Origin of the sequence: Variovorax sucrosi (genome assembly GCF_051216635.1) — a bacterium.
In the GTDB taxonomy this organism is placed as follows: domain Bacteria; phylum Pseudomonadota; class Gammaproteobacteria; order Burkholderiales; family Burkholderiaceae_C; genus Variovorax.
This window is the reverse complement of record NZ_JBPJZU010000003.1, coordinates 269,485-284,815: the sequence shown is the minus strand read 5'-3', so window position 1 is coordinate 284,815 and position 15,331 is coordinate 269,485. Positions and strand designations below refer to the sequence as shown.

Genomic DNA, 15,331 nt, shown 5'->3' with positions numbered 1-15,331 from the left:
CGAATCATGACGAAGGTTAGCACGCGCCCACAAGTGGACGCAAATTCCGCGCAGCCGCCACGCTCGCTCCCACCGCGGCTCATCGATGCCGCCGACAAGAAGCCGGCGATCGAGTTTGACTCGACGGCAATCGACGTCCTCATCGCCCGCACGGCGGAGATTGAGGCCCTCGCCTCCTGCTCGATGTGCTTGGCAGCTATGGAGCGCGCCACTGACAACGTCAGCGGCTACGAAATGATCGACGATGCCATGCCGCTGCTCGCCGACGTGATGATGCGATTGGCACGCGAGGCCCGCCAGGCCAGCGATCAACTTTGGGAACAGTACCAGCAGGCCCGCGCTGTGGCGAACGGCACGGAGTATTCCGCATGACCGCCGCAACGCTCACCCGGCCGCGCGCCAAGGCATCGCCACGCGCTGAGAAGAAGTTCGGCCCGACCGAGATCAAGAACGCCTTCAGCAGCATGGCCGTGGCGCTTCACGCGGCAGCCATGACTGACGAGCCGCACAACTTGTCGGGTGATTCAAACCGTTTGCTGCGCGCCGGCGCCGCGATAGCTGAGCGCGAATCGCAACGCACGAGCGACGCCGAGACGGCCCAGTTCATCGCGTTCGACATCGCGGCGCAGATCAAGGCGGCGCGCCTGGTGCCCGGCGATGCCGAGTCGGCGGAACGCACGGCGCAGATCGATGCGGCGCGCGCAAACCTCGTCTTGCTCACGGGTTCCGACGACTGCCTGCAGCCGGACAAGGAGGCGCGCGCTAAGTGGGCCGCGCGCCAGTACCGTCGGCCAGTGCAGGAATACAAGCCCAACACGGACGCGTCGCCCACCGAACGCATCGAAACCCTGCGCGCCGCCATCTACGAGGCCGACGAAAAGCTGCAGACCGCTCGCGCGGCGGCCGAACTCGGGAGCCCCGCCGCCGTGCTGTTGGACCTGATCGACAACAAGCTGACCCGCGGCGCTTGGCAGCCGCTCCTGCGCAACGAAGACGAGCAGCACCAGCCCGTCACGAAGGCTGACGCTGCGGTGGCCTACGAGGGGTTCTTTCCGCTGCTGGCAGCCCTTGAAGGCGTCATGGCTCTGTCCGTCGACAGCGTCATCTATGCGACGGTCGCGGAGATCTTCAACCTGATGGACTGGGCGCAAACCGAGTGCGACTCGGCCCTGCTGGGTGCATTGCTTCCGGAAGTGGCTGTGGCCGAGAGCACCGGTGCGCGCACCGCGACTGCTGGACCGGACCATCGCAACCTCGTGACCGAAGCAACGGCAGTGATCCTCGCGGCCTCGCGGGAACAGAACCGGCCGGAGGTCTGGGGGGTGCATTCCTTGGCCAAGCTCATCGGGAGCACCCTCGATTCGACAGATCAGGCGGATCTTGAGGTCCTCGAGGACGCAAGCGCCATGCTCGAACAGGTGCTGGCCTTGCTCGAGAAGGTAAACGGCGACGCTCTGGATTGCATGCTGCTGCATGCGGGTGCATCGCTACTCACGACGGCAAAGCAGCTCATTGACGACAAGTGCCAAGAGGCCATCGCGTGAACACGCGAACTCCACAGGCACGGCTTCTGCGGCTGGTGCCCACGCCCACCAGCACCATCGACGCCGACATGGTTGCCTTCACCATCATGGAGTTCATCGACAAGAACTTCCCGGCCATCTGGCGCGTGCTGCCAACGACGGCGAGAGTACAAATCCGCAACGCCATCGTCAGCGCAGTGCGAACCCAGGAGAACGGCCGATGATCCGCGACCTCTGGTACGCCGTCGGCACCGGTGCCGTCGTGTTCATCTTCGCGATGGAGATCGCGCACGGGTGGGCGATGTGAAAGCCGTCGTGACCTGCAGCGCCCGACCCGGAATCCCCGAAATCAAGCCGTCAGGCATCCTTGCACTCTGCGTCGATCCAGCGCACTGCCGCGGCATCAGCGGCCTCCTCGGCGGCCTCTCGCGTCGGGTAGGTGTCGCTCGTCACTTCGTTGATGACGCCATCCGCAACCTCTGGGCTCGAGCTGTCGATATCGAACACGCCGCGGTATACGTCTGGCGATTCGACCTTGGAACTTGCGTCGTAGAAACGACCGCGGTGTGTCTTGGCTCTCATGGGGTTTGTCCTTCTCGTGGGTTCAGGTATTCAACCGCGCGAAGCGCTTTGCAGGGGTCAACGCCACTTATTCAGTGCTGCGGCCATCCCCTTCCCGCTCATCCGACCAAGCCGCGGCGCGCTCTTTCGCCGACAGCAGCGCCTCTGAGGCAGTGCCGAACAAGTCACGTCCGATCGATATTGTGCGAATGGCATCGCTCGGCGGGCATCGATACCTCACCACTGGCTGGTAAAGGCCATCAGGTAGCTGTTCCGCACTGCAGAGGAACGTCCAGCCCTTGTGCTGAAACTCCTCCATCGAATCCATCGGGGTGCTCGGTCCCATGGTCAGGCAGGCTCTTCATCACGCCGCATCACCATCTCCATCCAGGTGGCATGCAGGGTGTCGATCTCTCCGACCTTTTGCGTCATCGCCTGGACATCGAGGGGCTGGCCAGTCGTGACGGCGCGCATCATGTCCACGTGTTCATCTATCGCACGATGCCAGGCTTCAAAGGCTTCGTTCAGTTTGTCAGGGGTGGGCATCTCGCTCTTCCTTTCTCAGCTAAGGGTTTACGTTGTCGCCCACTGGGTCAGCGTCTTCGTCTTCCTTCCGCATCTGCTGTTTCCAGCGGGCTGTTCCTGCATCGAATGCTTCCAGGGCCGACGGGTAGCTTTCCTCGGACGCTGAGTGCGCATGCACGACGTCGTCGCCCTGAGCTTCGAGCAGAAGCCAGAGATACGCGCCTTCATGGTCCGGATCGTCGATCACGGTCAGCGCCAGGTGAGAGAGTCGCATCGCGCTACTCCTTGGCTGGCTTGTCGGTCGTGTTCTTCAGGAAGCCGGCGGCGTTCTCGTCGACGCCTGGCTCGCCGTCGTCAAGCTCCGGCTCTTCGGCTTCCTTCCGAGCGTTTGGGTCGGGCACCAGCGCAGGCTTCGAAGCTGGTCGGATCAGTTCGTTCATGGCGTTCCTTCGTGGTGATGTGTTCGAACACCCTACAGCGCAGGCACTTGGTCAGCATGTAGGAAATCCTCGCACCTCTGCGAGCCGCAGCGCCGCAGGTGGCGCCCGGCAGGCCTCGAAAGTCAGAAGCGCTGTGGTGGTCGGGGAGCACCGCCCATGAAGCGCGGCCTCACCCACGCCGAGGCGATCGAGTACGTCTGCATCAAGCGCCGGACCTTCGACGATGTCTGGCGCCCGCGCCTGGTCGGTATGCGGCAGGGCAGTTGCGTGATCTTCGACCGCGAGGACTTGGATCGCCTTTTCGAGGAGTTCAAGCGCCAAGCCGCTGGCGAGGATCCGGCCGCCAACGATGCGCCCGCCCTGCCCCACAATGGCCCCCGGAACGGACGGCCCACTCACGGAAATGGAGTTTTCACATGGGCCAAAGAACAAGGGGCATCTACCCCGACAAGGACGGGACCTGGCAGGTCGACAAGTGGTGGCGCGGAACTCGATTTCGACAGCGTGGCTGCGTCAGTTTTGAAGAAGCGGAACGCTGGCTGATCGCTCAGCTGGCGGCCAAGCGCGAGGTCGTGATACACGGCGCGCGCGCGGTGCGTACCTTCAAAGCCACCGCGGCGCACTACCTGACGACCCACCAAGCCAAAGCGTCGATCGAAACTGAGATCTTCATGCTCAAGAGCGTCATGCCGACGATAGGGTCACTCGAGCTGCACCAAGTGCACGACAGCACGCTCGCGCCGTACATCTCGGCGCGGCTGGCTGGCGGCCGGGCGCACAAGACGGTGAACCTGGCCCTGGGCGTGGTGCGGCGGATCCTCAACCTGGCGGCCACGAGCTGGCGGGATGAGGACGGCCGGACCTGGCTGCCGCAGGCGCCGAAGATCACCATGCTGCCGCTCGTCGGTCACCAGCGCGAGCCCCGCCCCATCACCTGGGGTGAACAGCGCGCGCTGCTGCCGAAGCTGCCGGATCACCTGGCCCGCATGTCGTTGTTCGTCCTGAACACCGGTGTGCGTGACGACGTGGCCTGCAGCCTGCGGTGGGAGTGGGAGATCAAGGTGCCGGAACTCGGGATTTCGGTCTTCGAGGTGCCGCGCCAGCACGTCAAAGGGAAGAAGCAGTCGCGGGTCGTGGTTTGTAACAGCGTGGCGCAGTCGGTGGTCGATGCGGTGCGCGGACAGCATGCCGAATTCGTGTTCGTCTACCGCCGGGAACGCGTCAAGAACGTGGACCAGGCGCCGCTGATGGCCTACCGGCCGATCAGGACGATGAATAACACGGCCTGGCAGCGTGCGCGGCAGGAAGCCGGGCTCGGAGATCTGCACGTCCACGACCTGCGCCACACCGTGGGCATGCGCCTGCGCGAGGCCGGCGTCGCCGAGGGAACGATCTCCGACCTGCTGTGGCACTCGACGGGATCGATGACGCGGCATTACAGCGTGGCCCAGTTGCAGGAGCTGCACGGCGCGCTGGAGAAGGTAAAAGCAGACAGCGGCCGCTGGAACAAGAGCCTGGCGACGCTGCGGCGGGAGCAAGAAGAGGGGCGGCGGGTGGATGCGAGTCCCCCAGAAGTCCCCCAAAAGAAAATGGCCTAGAGGGGATAAACCTCTAGGCCATTTGAAGAGTGGTGCGGCTGGCAGGAATTGAACCCACGACCCCTTGGTTCGTAGCCAAGTACTCTATCCAACTGAGCTACAGCCGCACAGCTTGCGATTATAGCATCCGTTTTCGACCTCTCCCGGATGCATCGCAAATTTCGCGTGGTAGGCCGTGATGGGCTTGAACCATCGACCAACGGATTATGAGTCCGCTGCTCTAACCAACTGAGCTAACGGCCCACGCGCCGGAATTCTAGTGGCGCCGCGCCCTGGCCACCGGCGCATCAGGTCTTGCGGTGGCTCAGCGCGTTGGTCACCAGCCGCGACGTGATGTCGACGATCTGGATCATCCGGTCGTAGTGCATGCGAGTCGGCCCGATCACACCGAGCGTGCCCACCACCTGCCCATCCACCTCGTAATTGGTGCTGACGATCGACAGCTCTTCGAAGGGCACGACCTGGCTCTCGCCGCCGATAAAGATGCGCACCCCTTCGGCCTTGCTCGAGACGTCGAGCAAGCGCATGAGCTGCGCCTTCTGCTCGAACAGGTCGAAGGCGCGCCGCAGTTGCCCCATGTCGCTGGAAAAGTCGCTCACCGACAGCAGGTTGCGTTCGCCCGAAATGACGACGTCGTCCTGCGACTCGGTCATGACTTCCGAGCTGGCCTGCACCGCCGCCTGCATGAGCGATGCGATCTCGCTGCGCAGCTTCTCGACTTCGGACTGCAGCCGGTCGCGCACCTGCTCGATGGTGAGCCCGGCGTAGTGCGCATTGATGTAGTTGGCCGCCTCGACCAGTTGCGACTGCGAGTAGTCCGACTCCGGGAAGATGACGCGGTTCTGCACGTCGCCATCGGGCGAGACGATGATGACCAGCAGGCGCCGGTCCGACAAACGCAGGAACTCGATCTGCTTGAACACCGAGGTGCGACGCGGTGCCATCACCACGCCGACGAACTGCGAGAGGCTCGAAAGCAGGTTCGCCGCGTTCGCGATCACCTTCTGCGGCTGATCGGGCGGCAGGCTGGGTGCGGGCAACTGGTCACGCTGCGCCGTCAGCATGGTGTCGACGAAGAGACGATAGCCGCGCGCCGTTGGGATGCGCCCGGCCGAGGTGTGCGGGCTGGTGATGAGCCCCAGCGCCTCGAGGTCCGACATGACGTTGCGGATGGTGGCGGGCGAGAGTTCGAGCCCCGATGCGCGCGAAAGCGTGCGCGACCCCACAGGCTGCCCCTCGGCGATGTAGCGCTCAACCAGCGTCTTGAGCAGCAACTTGGCACGGTCGTCCAGCATCGTTCGATTTTAGTGTTGTAATTTGTAGATGACCTCGCGCTTTCGGCATGTCGCCCTCATTGGCAAGTACCAGGCGTCCGGCCGACGGGCGTCGTCCGGCGCACCGGACGACCACATCATGGCGGAGATCGGCGCCTTCCTCGAATCGGAGGGCTGCGAAGTGGCCGTCGAGCGCTTCACCGCCGACGAATTGCACAGCAGCCGCTACACGGCCCTGACGGTCGAGGAGATCGGCGAACGCTGCGATCTGGGCCTGGTGGTCGGCGGCGACGGCACCATGCTCGGCATCGGCCGGCAGCTTGCGCCGTACGGCGTGCCACTCATCGGCATCAACCGCGGCCGGCTCGGCTTCATCACCGACATCCCGCTCGACAACTACCAGGCCACGCTGATCCCGATGCTGGCCGGGGAATACGAAGAAGACCACCGCAGCCTGCTGCATGCGCAGGTGATGCGCGACGGCGCCTGCGTGTTCGATGCGCTCGCGATGAACGACGTGGTGGTCAACCGCGGCGCGACCACAGGCATGGTCGAGCTGCGCGTCTCCGTCGGTCGGCACTTCGTGGCGAACCAGCGGGCCGACGGCCTGATCATTGCCTCGCCTACCGGTTCGACGGCCTACTCGCTGTCGGCCGGCGGGCCGCTGATGCATCCGTCGATTCCGGGCTGGGTGCTGGTGCCGATCGCGCCGCACACGCTGTCCAACCGGCCCATCCTGCTGCCCGATGCCGACGAGATCTCGATCGAGCTGGTCGCGGGCCGCGACGCCAGCGCGAACTTCGACATGCAGTCCTTGGCGTCGGTCGAGATCGGCGACCGCGTGGTGGTGCGCCGTTCCGACTACCGCGTGCGCTTCCTGCATCCGAGAGGCTGGAGCTACTTCGACACCTTGCGCAAGAAACTGCACTGGAACGAAGGAGGTTCCTGATGGCGTTGCGACGCATCGCGCTGCGCGACTTCGTGATCGTGCGCACGCTCGACATCGATCTGGCGACCGGTTTCACCGTTCTCACCGGTGAAACCGGCGCCGGCAAGTCGATCCTCATCGACGCGCTCCAGCTCGCACTGGGCAACCGTGCCGACGCTGGCGCCGTGCGCGAAGGTGCAGAGCGGCTGGACGTGAGCGCCGAGTTCGACGCCGACCCGGCCCTGGCGAGCTGGCTCGACGAAGGCGGTTTCGAGGCCGGCGATTCATTGCTGCTGCGCCGCACGGTCGACCTGCAAGGTCGCAGCCGCGGCTGGATCAACGGCAGCCCCGCCACGGCCACCCAGCTGCGCGAGCTGGGCGACCACCTGCTCGACATCCATGGCCAGCATGCCTGGCAGAGCCTGACACGGCCCGACGCCGTGCGCGGCCTGCTCGACGCCTACGGCGGCGTGCGCACTGACGCGCTGGATGCCGCCTGGCATGCCTGGCGCCGGGCCCAGAGCGCCCACGACAGCGCACGGTCGGCACAGGATTCGCTGCAGCGGGAGCGCGAACGCCTGCAGTGGCAGATCGCCGAAGTCGCCAAGCTCGCACCGGGCGAGGACGAATGGGACGAACTGTCGACCAACCACACGCGCATCTCGAATGCCCAGGCGCTCATCGATGCCGCTGAAGGGGCGCGGGCCGCTCTCGAGGACGACGACCAGGGCGCCCTCGCCGGCCTCAACCGCGCGCTCGGCCTGCTCCAAGGCTGCGAGCACATCGAACCCGAATTCAAGACGCTGGCCGACGTGCTGGCGTCCAGCATTGCGCAGGCCGCCGATGCTGCCCATTCGCTGCACGGCTATCTGCGGCATGCCGACGCCGATCCGCAGCACCTGGCCGAGCTCGACGAGCGCATGGGCCTCTGGATGTCGCTGGCCAGACGCTACAAGCGCGTGCCGGCCGAGCTGCCGGCGCTGTGGGTCGGCTGGCAGGCCGAACTCCAGGCGCTCGACGCACAAAGCGATCTCGACGCGCTGGAACGCAACGAGCAGGCCGCACAGCAGGCCTACCAGAGAGAAGCCAAGGCGGTCGGCAAGTTGCGCAAGCAGGCCGCGCCGAAACTGTCGCAGTCGGTCACGCAAGCGATGCAGGGCCTCGGCATGCAGGGCGGTCGCTTCGAAGTCACGCTTCAGCCATTGGCGCAGCCCGGGCGCGCGGGCCTCGAAGAAATCGCGTTTCTCGTCGCCGGCCATCCGGGCAGCACGCCGCGGCCGATCGGCAAGGTCGCATCGGGCGGCGAGCTCTCGCGGGTGGCATTGGCCATCGCGGTCACGACCAGCGAACTCGGCACCGCGCAGACGCTCATCTTCGACGAGGTGGATGCAGGCGTCGGTGGCGCGGTGGCCGAAACGGTCGGCCGGCTGATGCAACAGCTGGGGCGCGACCGCCAGGTGCTCGCCGTGACGCACCTGCCGCAGGTGGCGGCCTGCGCCGACCACCACCTGCTGGTCGCCAAGCGCCAGACGGCAGCCGATGGCGATGCGACGCCCCGCACCGAAAGCGGCGTGTCCGCACTGAAGGCCGATGCGCGCACCAAGGAGATCGCGCGCATGCTCGGCGGCGAGCGCCCGTCGGCCACCTCGCTGGCGCACGCGCGCGAAATGCTGGGCCAGCAGCGCGTGGGGGCCGAGTGAGCGACGAAGCGCAAGCCACCGCCACCGAGACGGCTGCGACCGAAGGGCTGGCACTCGTGCTGATCACCGGCATGTCCGGCTCCGGCAAATCGGTGGCACTCAACGCGCTGGAAGACGCGGGCTACTACTGCGTCGACAACCTGCCGCCCGAGTTGCTCATGCCCTTCATCACCCTGCAGCAGCAGCAGGGCGCCACGCACGTCGCTATCGCGATGGACGTGCGCAGCGGCGTGTCGCTGCCGCTGGTGCCACAGCAGTTGGAGGCGCTCCGACGTAGCGGCGTGGCCCTGCGTTCGCTCTTCCTCGACTCGACCACCGACGCGCTGGTGCGGCGCTATTCGGAGACCCGACGTCGCCATCCGCTGTCGCGCGGCGAGAACCGTACCGACGCGCCCGAGCAGCAGCGCGTGCTGATCCAGTCCATCGACCTCGAGCGCGAGCTGCTGGCCGACTTGCGCGACGGCGCCGACGTGATCGACACCAGCATCATCCGGCCGGCGCAGCTGCAGAGCTATGTCAAGGCGTTGATCTCGGCGCCGGAGAGCGCCCTCACGCTGGTGTTCGAGTCCTTCGCCTTCAAGCGCGGCGTGCCGCTCGACGCCGACTATGTGTTCGACGTGCGCATGCTGCCCAACCCCCACTACGTGCCGACGCTTCGGCCGCTGACCGGGCGCGACCAGCCAGTGATCGACTGGCTGCGCGGGCACGAAGACGTGGCGCGCATGTACGGCGACATCGAGCAGTTCCTCGCGCGCTGGCTCGATGCGCTGGCGCAGGACCACCGCAGCTATGTCACGGTCGCCATCGGCTGCACCGGCGGCCAGCACCGGTCGGTGTTCCTGGTCGAGCAGCTGGCGCGCGGCTTTGGCGCGCGCTGGGCCGCGCTCAAGCGGCATCGGGAACTGGACGGAAACTAAGCGCGTACGAGCAGCAGCTTGCGCACCGGTGCAGGCAGGCCGAGCACAGCCCAATCGTCGGGCGCGAACCAGCCACCCGCATCGCTCAGCTTTCGCCCGGCCGTCGGCACACGCAGCGGGTGCAGATGAAGGTCCTTGTGCGTGAGCACATGCAGGAACGCCGGCGCGTCCACCGCTGTTTCGCGCTCGGCCGGCTGCAAGGTCGCGAGCAGGGCGGCGCGACTGTCGAACACCGGCAGGCAATAGAGCCCGGCCCAGATGCCGCGCGCGGGCCGCTTCTCGAGCCACACCCGACCCTGGCCGTCTTCGGCCTGGAGCATCCAGAGGGACTGCGAGGTGCGGCGCAGCTTGCGCGTCTTCACCGGATAACGCTCGGGCTCGCCCTCTCGCACGGCGACGCACATCCGGTTGACCGGGCAGATCGTGCAGCTCGGCTTGCGCGGCAGGCAGACGGTCGCGCCCAGGTCCATGAGGCCTTGGGTGTAGCGGGCGATGTCGGCATGCCGACCCACCGGTGGCAAGCATGCGGTGGCACGGTCCCACAGCGCGCGCTCCTGGGCGCTCGATGCCAGGTCGCCCGCGAAACCGAGCACCCGGGTCAGCACCCGCTTGGCGTTGCCGTCGAGGATCGCGACGCGTTCGCCGAAGCAGAAGGCCGCAATGGCCGAGGCCGTGGAGCGCCCGATGCCGGGCAGCGTCGCAAGCTCGGTCGCCGTCGGCGGAAAGAGCCCGTCGAAACGCGCCACGACTTCCTGCGCACAGCGATGCATGTTGCGTGCGCGGCTGTAATAGCCCAGGCCGCTCCAGAGGCCGAAGACCTCGTCCTCGCTGGCCTCGGCCAGCGCCCGCACATCGGGAAAGCGCGCGAGAAACCGGGCGAAGTAGCCGAGCACGGTGCTCACCTGTGTCTGCTGGAGCATCACCTCGGAAAGCCACACGCGGTACGGGTCGCGCGTGTTCTGCCACGGCAGCGTGCTGCGCCCATGCGTCTGCTGCCAGGCGACGATCTGCGCCGAGAAGTCATCGCGTTCGCCGGCCTCGGGTGCCCTGGGGGCGCCGACGACCTCAGACCGCACTGACAGCGCCGTGCGTGTTCACCGCCACTGGGGCGTCGTTGCTGGTGAGCAGGGAGGTAAGTTCGTTGAGGCGCTGCTGCAGCTCGGTCAGTCCGCTCTCCTGCGCGGCAATCTCGGCCAGGCGCTCGTCGAGGTTGCCGGCCGCACCCTGGATGCGTTCGACCGATTCCAGCCGGCGACCGAAATTGCGACGGCGCTCCTTGAGCTGCGCATCGAGCTGCGCGCCCGCGCCCTTGCTCCAGCGCTCGACCTCGGTCATGGCCGCTTCGTTGACGACCCGCAGCCGACTCGACAGCGCCCGCACCAGCTTGTCGCAGAAGTCGGCCTGTGCCAGCTTCAGCAGGTTGCCGACGCCGAGGTAGTGGATGTGGCTCTGCTCGATCTGCGTGAGCTGCTGCTCGAAATCGCTCAGGTCGGGCTCGGCCGGTGCCTGCAGCGTGAAGCCGTGCTCCGCGTTCAGCTGGCGGAAGGTGGCGTGCAGCATCGACTGGATTTCGCCGGTCGTGGCCTGCACTTCGCGCAGGTTGTTGCGCAGCGCATCGAAGGTCTCGGCGTACACCTTGCGGACATTGAATTTGATGCCCGGTCGCTTCAGCGCTGCGGCCAGGTGGGCCATGTCGGCCTTGAGCGCCGTGCTGCCAAGCACCGCATACACCTCGCGCAACAGCTTGCCCTGCACCGAGCGCACCGCCAGGATGCGCACGTTGCTGGTCTCGAATTCGGTCTGCTCCTGCTCGATGCGCGAGCGCATGTGGCGGATCACCGAGACGTTCTTGCCGCGCAGGCCCTGCAGTTCCAGGGCCTGCTCGGACAGGTCGCGCTGGCGCACGTTGATGATGCGCGACGCCTCGGCGCGCAGCGCGCCGATGCTGGCATCGACCGCCAGCCGCAGCATGGTTTCGCGCTTGCCGAGCAGGCCTTCGCCCAGCACCGCCTCGAGCCCCGGCAGGCGGCTTGCCTGCAGCAACGGCCCGTCGCGCCGGATCTTCGCCTGCAGGCCCTTCTGTGCCGACACCGGCAACACCTGCGGCAACGGCACGCCAAGCAGTTCGGCGGCGCCCTGGCGCTGGCGTTCGATCTGCGCATCGATCTGGGCCGGCGTGCTGAGCGTGTCCCACATCGTGTCGATCTTGTTGAGCACCACGATGCGGGTCTCGCTGGCCGGGCCTTCGGTGATCAGGTGCTCGCGCCAGATCGACAGGTCGGAGCGGGTCACACCGGTGTCGGCACCGAGGATGAAGACCACCGCATGCGCCTGCGGGATCAGGCTCACGGTGAGTTCGGGCTCGGCGCCGATCGCGTTGAGGCCGGGCGTGTCGAGGATGACCAGGCCCTGCTCGAGCAGCGGATGCGGCATGTTGAGCACCGCATGCCGCCAGCGCGGTATCTCGACCCGCCCGTTGCCGTCCGGCATCGGGTTGTCGTCGGGTGCGTCATCGCTCCAGAAGCCCAGCGCCCGCGCTTCTGCGAGCGGAACCCAGCGAACCTCGGCCACCTTGCCCATGGCCACGGACAGGCTCTCGGCGTCCTCGACGTCGACCGGCACGTCGGTCCAGCGCGCCGGCTCGTCGCGCCAGTGCATCAGCGAATGCGGCTCCAGCCGCGTCTCGATCGGCAGCAGCCGCAGCGACGGCGGCTGGGCCGGGTCGTAGCCGAGCTCGGTCGGGCACATCGTCGTGCGGCCCGCGCTCGCCGGCATGATGCGGCGACCATAACCGGCAAAGAAGATGGCGTTGATGAGCTCCGACTTGCCCCGGGAGAACTCTGCCACGAAGGCGACCATCACCTTGCTCGTGCGCATCTGCGCCTCGAGTTCCTTGAGCCGTTCGGCGACGGCGTGGTCCAGCAGCTCGTTCTCGTCGAGCCAGCCGGACAGCCACTTGAGGCGCTTCGCAAAGCTGCGACGCCAGACGCCGTGCTGATCGAACTGCTGATTGAAGGAAGGGGTCAAAAGAGGAAGCTGTAAGTGGAGCTTACAAAATATAGCATCGGGCTCGACAGCATGCCCTGTCCGGCGGTCGACAGGGCGTCAGTATTTCTGGCAAATCGGGCAGAAGTAAGTGGAACGTTGTCCTTGCCGGATCTGGCGGATGGGTGTGGCGCAGACCCGACAGGGCATTCCGGCGCGGCCGTACACCGTCGCATCCAGCTGGAAATAGCCGCTCTGGCCGTCGACGTTGGAGAAGTCGCGCAAGGTGCTGCCACCCCGTTCCACCGCTCGCGCGAGGATGTCCCGCACCGCCGCATGCAGGCGCAGCGCGCGGGGCCGGCTGATGCGCGATGCGGCGACGCTGGGGCGAATGCCGGCAAGAAACAGCGCCTCGGAGGCATAGATGTTGCCCACGCCCACCACGACGTCGCCGGCCAGCAGCACCTGCTTGATGGCCGCGCGGCGCTGGCGCAGCCCGGCGTGGAAGGCCTCGAAATCGAAGCCGTCGTCCAACGGCTCCATGCCCAGGCCGCCCAGCAGCTTGATCGCCAGCGGCGATGCTTCGTCGTCCACATGCACCACCGCGCCGAAACGGCGCGGATCGTTCAGGCGCAGAACGCCGCGACTGGTCACCAGATCGAAGTGGTCGTGGGCGCCCGGCGACGGCAGCACCGCATCGAAACGCAGGCTGCCCGACATGCCCAGGTGAAGAAGCAGAAGACCCGCATCGAGGTCGACCAGCAGGTACTTGCCGCGGCGTCGAACACCCCGCACGGTGCGGCCCACCAGGCTCTCGGGTGCGACGCCGAGCGCCCAGCGCAAGGGCTTGCCGACGCGCACCGCTTCGATGCGGGCGCCGACGATGCGGTCGGCAAAACCGCGGCGGGTGACTTCGACTTCGGGGAGTTCTGGCATGGCGCGAGCGTGCCATGAAAGCAAGGGCGGGGAACCGGATGACCCGCAGGCACTCACACCGAAAGCCTTGCTTTATTATGAGTTCGATGACCCCACCGCCTCGCCGACTCCGCCTTGCGGCGGCCATCTCCGCCCTCCTGGTCGCTGCCGTTGCCCACGCCCAGACGGCACCTTCCGCCACGCCACCGGCCGCCGAGCCGACCAGCCCCGCGCCCCTGATCCAGCCTCGCCCGGCCAGTCCGGCAAGGCCCGCGAGTCCTTCGGCCCGCAAGGCGGCCGCCGAAGCCGAAGCCAGGGCGTCGGCACTGAGCGCGGAGTTGTTCTACGAAGTGCTGGTTGGCGAAATCACCGCCCGCTCGGGCGATCCGGGCGGCGGCTATTCGCTGGTACTCGATGCCGCGCGTCGCGCCAAAGACGGCGAACTGTTCCAGCGCGCCGTCGAGATCGCACTGCAGGCACGCTCGGGCGACGCCGCATTGGCGGCCGCCCGTGCCTGGAAAGAAAGCCTGCCCGATTCGCGCGAGGCACGCCGCTTCGAGCTGCAGATCCTCATTGCGCTCAACCGCATCGACGAGACCGCCGAGCCGCTGCGCGCCGAGATCGCCGCCACCCCGCTGCCCGAGCGCCCCTTCCTCATGACCGTCATCGGGCGGACCTATGGCCGTGCCGCCGACAAGAAGCTGGCCGCCTCGGTGGTGGAGCGAGCGCTGGTCGATGAGCTGAAGAATCCGTCCACCGCCGGCTTCGCCTGGAGCACGGTCGGCCGGCTGCGGCTGGGGGCCGGCGATTCGACCGGCGCGCTCGAGGCCGCCATTCAGGGGCAGCAGCTCGACCCGTCGTCCGAAGGCCCACCACTCCTGGCGCTCGAACTCATGGACCCGGACCGGCCGCTGGCCGAACCGCTCGTCAAGCGCTATCTCACCGGAGCAAACCCGGTGCCCGAGATTCGCATCGCCTATGCGCGCGAACTCATGGAAGCGCGCCGTTATCCGGAAGCGACCCGCGAGCTTTCCACGTTGACGCGTGACAAGCCGGAGCTTCCCGGCCCGTGGATTCTGCTCGGCAGCCTGCAGGCGCAGAGCCGGCAGGACGCCGCGGCCGAGGCGTCGGTCAAGCGCTATCTGGCGCTGGCCGATGCGTTGCCGGCGGACGACGAAGGTCGACGCGGCATGACGCAGGCCTATCTGCTGCTGTCGCAACTGGCCGAGCGCCGCAAGGATTTCGCCGAAGCCGAAAGCTGGCTGGCGCGCATCGACAGCGCGGAAGAACCGCAGGCCGCCACCTTCCGCCGCGCGGCCCTGCTGGCGCGCCAAGGCAAGGTGCAGCAGGCGCGCGAATTGGTGCGTGCGCTGCCCGAGCGCACGCCCGACGATGCCAAGCAGAAGTTCCAGGCCGAGCTGCAGTTGCTGCGCGATGCGAAGCAATACCAGGTGGCCTACGACATGCTCGCCAAGGCGAGTGCCGCCGCGCCCGAGGACACCGACCTCATCTACGACCAAGCCATGATGGCCGAAAAGCTCAACCGGCTCGACGAGATGGAACGCCTGCTGCGCCGCCAGATCAGCCTGAAGCCCGAGAGCCAGAACGCCTACAACGCACTGGGCTACTCCTTCGCCGATCGCAAGGTGCGCCTGGACGAAGCCCGCACCCTGATCCAGAAGGCCGTCGATCTGGCGCCCCAGGACCCCTTCATCGCCGACAGCCTCGGCTGGGTCGAGTTCCGCCTGGGCAAAATCGCCGAGGCACGCAAGATCCTCGAAGCGGCCTACCAGCGACGCCCCGACCCAGAGATCGGCGCCCACCTCGGCGAAGTGCTGTGGGCCGCCGGCGATCGCGACCGGGCGCTCGCGATCTGGCGCGAATCCGCACTGGTCGACGCCGAGAACGAAACGCTGCAGGAAACGCTCAAGCGCCTGCGCATCAAGCTGTGAATCCGCCGCGACG

General features: G+C 66.9%; 16 protein-coding genes and 2 tRNA genes. 8 read left to right on the top strand and 10 right to left on the bottom strand.

Translation table 11 applies throughout. From position 1 onward, the window contains the following. The first annotated feature begins 6 nt into the window (after positions 1–6). From ACSFBE_RS07410 to ACSFBE_RS07400, 3 genes are read left to right on the top strand one after another with little or no spacing between them, the layout of a single operon-like run. Positions 7–372 (top strand): hypothetical protein, encoded by a 366-nt coding sequence (locus tag ACSFBE_RS07410; RefSeq protein ID WP_435489739.1) that lies wholly within the window; start codon positions 7–9, stop codon positions 370–372. Continuing rightward, the gene (locus ACSFBE_RS07405) at positions 369–1,544 is read left to right on the top strand and encodes a hypothetical protein (protein WP_435489738.1); all 1,176 of its coding nucleotides are present in this window, start codon (positions 369–371) and stop codon (positions 1,542–1,544) included. The genes ACSFBE_RS07410 and ACSFBE_RS07405 overlap by 4 nt, the downstream gene beginning before the upstream one ends. Beyond that, entirely contained in the window at positions 1,541–1,747 is a 207-nt protein-coding gene (locus ACSFBE_RS07400; protein ID WP_435489737.1) for a hypothetical protein, read from the top strand. The genes ACSFBE_RS07405 and ACSFBE_RS07400 overlap by 4 nt, the downstream gene beginning before the upstream one ends. Before the next feature lie 133 nt (positions 1,748–1,880). Here the strand turns inward: ACSFBE_RS07400 and ACSFBE_RS07395 are convergent, their stop codons facing one another. The 4 genes from ACSFBE_RS07395 to ACSFBE_RS07380 all read right to left on the bottom strand — a co-directional run bounded on the left by ACSFBE_RS07395 (position 1,881) and on the right by ACSFBE_RS07380 (position 3,049). Then, on the bottom strand, positions 1,881–2,105 hold the full coding sequence (locus tag ACSFBE_RS07395; protein ID WP_435489736.1) for a hypothetical protein: 225 nt from the start codon (positions 2,103–2,105) through the stop codon (positions 1,881–1,883). Positions 2,106–2,432: 327 nt separating this feature from the next. Next, positions 2,433–2,630, bottom strand: a complete 198-nt coding sequence (locus tag ACSFBE_RS07390) for a hypothetical protein (protein ID WP_435489735.1) — start codon at positions 2,628–2,630, stop codon at positions 2,433–2,435. Between the two features lie 19 nt (positions 2,631–2,649). Continuing rightward, positions 2,650–2,883: a hypothetical protein gene (locus ACSFBE_RS07385; RefSeq protein WP_435489734.1), complete on the bottom strand. Its 234-nt coding sequence runs from the start codon at positions 2,881–2,883 to the stop codon at positions 2,650–2,652. A 4-nt stretch (positions 2,884–2,887) separates the two neighbouring features. Further along, on the bottom strand, positions 2,888–3,049 hold the full coding sequence (locus ACSFBE_RS07380) for a hypothetical protein (RefSeq protein ID WP_435489733.1): 162 nt from the start codon (positions 3,047–3,049) through the stop codon (positions 2,888–2,890). 416 nt (positions 3,050–3,465) lie between these two features. Here ACSFBE_RS07380 and ACSFBE_RS07375 point away from each other — a divergent pair, with 416 nt between their 5' ends. Next, positions 3,466–4,647 (top strand): tyrosine-type recombinase/integrase, encoded by a 1,182-nt coding sequence (locus tag ACSFBE_RS07375; RefSeq protein ID WP_435489732.1) that lies wholly within the window; start codon positions 3,466–3,468, stop codon positions 4,645–4,647. Between the two features lie 30 nt (positions 4,648–4,677). Here the strand turns inward: ACSFBE_RS07375 and ACSFBE_RS07370 are convergent. The 3 genes from ACSFBE_RS07370 to hrcA form a co-directional block, all read right to left on the bottom strand. Continuing rightward, positions 4,678–4,754, bottom strand: a tRNA-Arg gene (locus ACSFBE_RS07370). 59 nt (positions 4,755–4,813) lie between these two features. Further along, positions 4,814–4,890 (bottom strand) — tRNA-Ile (locus ACSFBE_RS07365). Positions 4,891–4,934: 44 nt separating this feature from the next. Continuing rightward, positions 4,935–5,942, bottom strand: coding sequence for a heat-inducible transcriptional repressor HrcA (gene hrcA / locus ACSFBE_RS07360; protein ID WP_435489731.1), 1,008 nt, complete (start codon positions 5,940–5,942; stop codon positions 4,935–4,937). 28 nt (positions 5,943–5,970) lie between these two features. Between hrcA and ACSFBE_RS07355 the strand changes: the two genes are divergently transcribed. Genes ACSFBE_RS07355 through rapZ form a run of 3 tightly spaced genes read left to right on the top strand, consistent with a single transcriptional unit; the run spans position 5,971 to position 9,466 of the window. Beyond that, positions 5,971–6,870: an NAD kinase gene (locus tag ACSFBE_RS07355; RefSeq protein WP_435489730.1), complete on the top strand. Its 900-nt coding sequence runs from the start codon at positions 5,971–5,973 to the stop codon at positions 6,868–6,870. Further along, positions 6,870–8,549 carry a DNA repair protein RecN gene (gene recN / locus ACSFBE_RS07350; protein ID WP_435489729.1) on the top strand — a complete coding sequence of 560 codons (1,680 nt, stop codon included), beginning with the start codon at positions 6,870–6,872 and terminating at the stop codon, positions 8,547–8,549. Before ACSFBE_RS07355 ends, recN begins: the two co-directional genes overlap by 1 nt. Positions 8,550–8,596: 47 nt before the next feature. After that, complete coding sequence (gene rapZ / locus ACSFBE_RS07345; RefSeq protein WP_435489998.1) at positions 8,597–9,466, top strand: RNase adapter RapZ; 870 nt, start codon at positions 8,597–8,599, stop codon at positions 9,464–9,466. On the opposite strand, the gene mutY is transcribed toward rapZ, so the two are convergent. The 3 genes from mutY to mutM all read right to left on the bottom strand — a co-directional run bounded on the left by mutY (position 9,463) and on the right by mutM (position 13,387). Then, positions 9,463–10,542, bottom strand: a complete 1,080-nt coding sequence (mutY, locus tag ACSFBE_RS07340; RefSeq protein ID WP_435489728.1) for an A/G-specific adenine glycosylase — start codon at positions 10,540–10,542, stop codon at positions 9,463–9,465. The genes rapZ and mutY overlap by 4 nt on opposite strands. After that, positions 10,532–12,493 carry a dynamin family protein gene (locus ACSFBE_RS07335; protein WP_435489727.1) on the bottom strand — a complete coding sequence of 654 codons (1,962 nt, stop codon included), beginning with the start codon at positions 12,491–12,493 and terminating at the stop codon, positions 10,532–10,534. The genes mutY and ACSFBE_RS07335 overlap by 11 nt, the downstream gene beginning before the upstream one ends. Positions 12,494–12,571: 78 nt before the next feature. Further along, positions 12,572–13,387 carry a bifunctional DNA-formamidopyrimidine glycosylase/DNA-(apurinic or apyrimidinic site) lyase gene (mutM, locus tag ACSFBE_RS07330; RefSeq protein WP_435489726.1) on the bottom strand — a complete coding sequence of 272 codons (816 nt, stop codon included), beginning with the start codon at positions 13,385–13,387 and terminating at the stop codon, positions 12,572–12,574. 86 nt (positions 13,388–13,473) lie between these two features. Here mutM and ACSFBE_RS07325 point away from each other — a divergent pair, with 86 nt between their 5' ends. Continuing rightward, positions 13,474–15,318, top strand: a complete 1,845-nt coding sequence (locus ACSFBE_RS07325) for a tetratricopeptide repeat protein (protein ID WP_435489725.1) — start codon at positions 13,474–13,476, stop codon at positions 15,316–15,318. Positions 15,319–15,331: the final 13 nt, after the last annotated feature.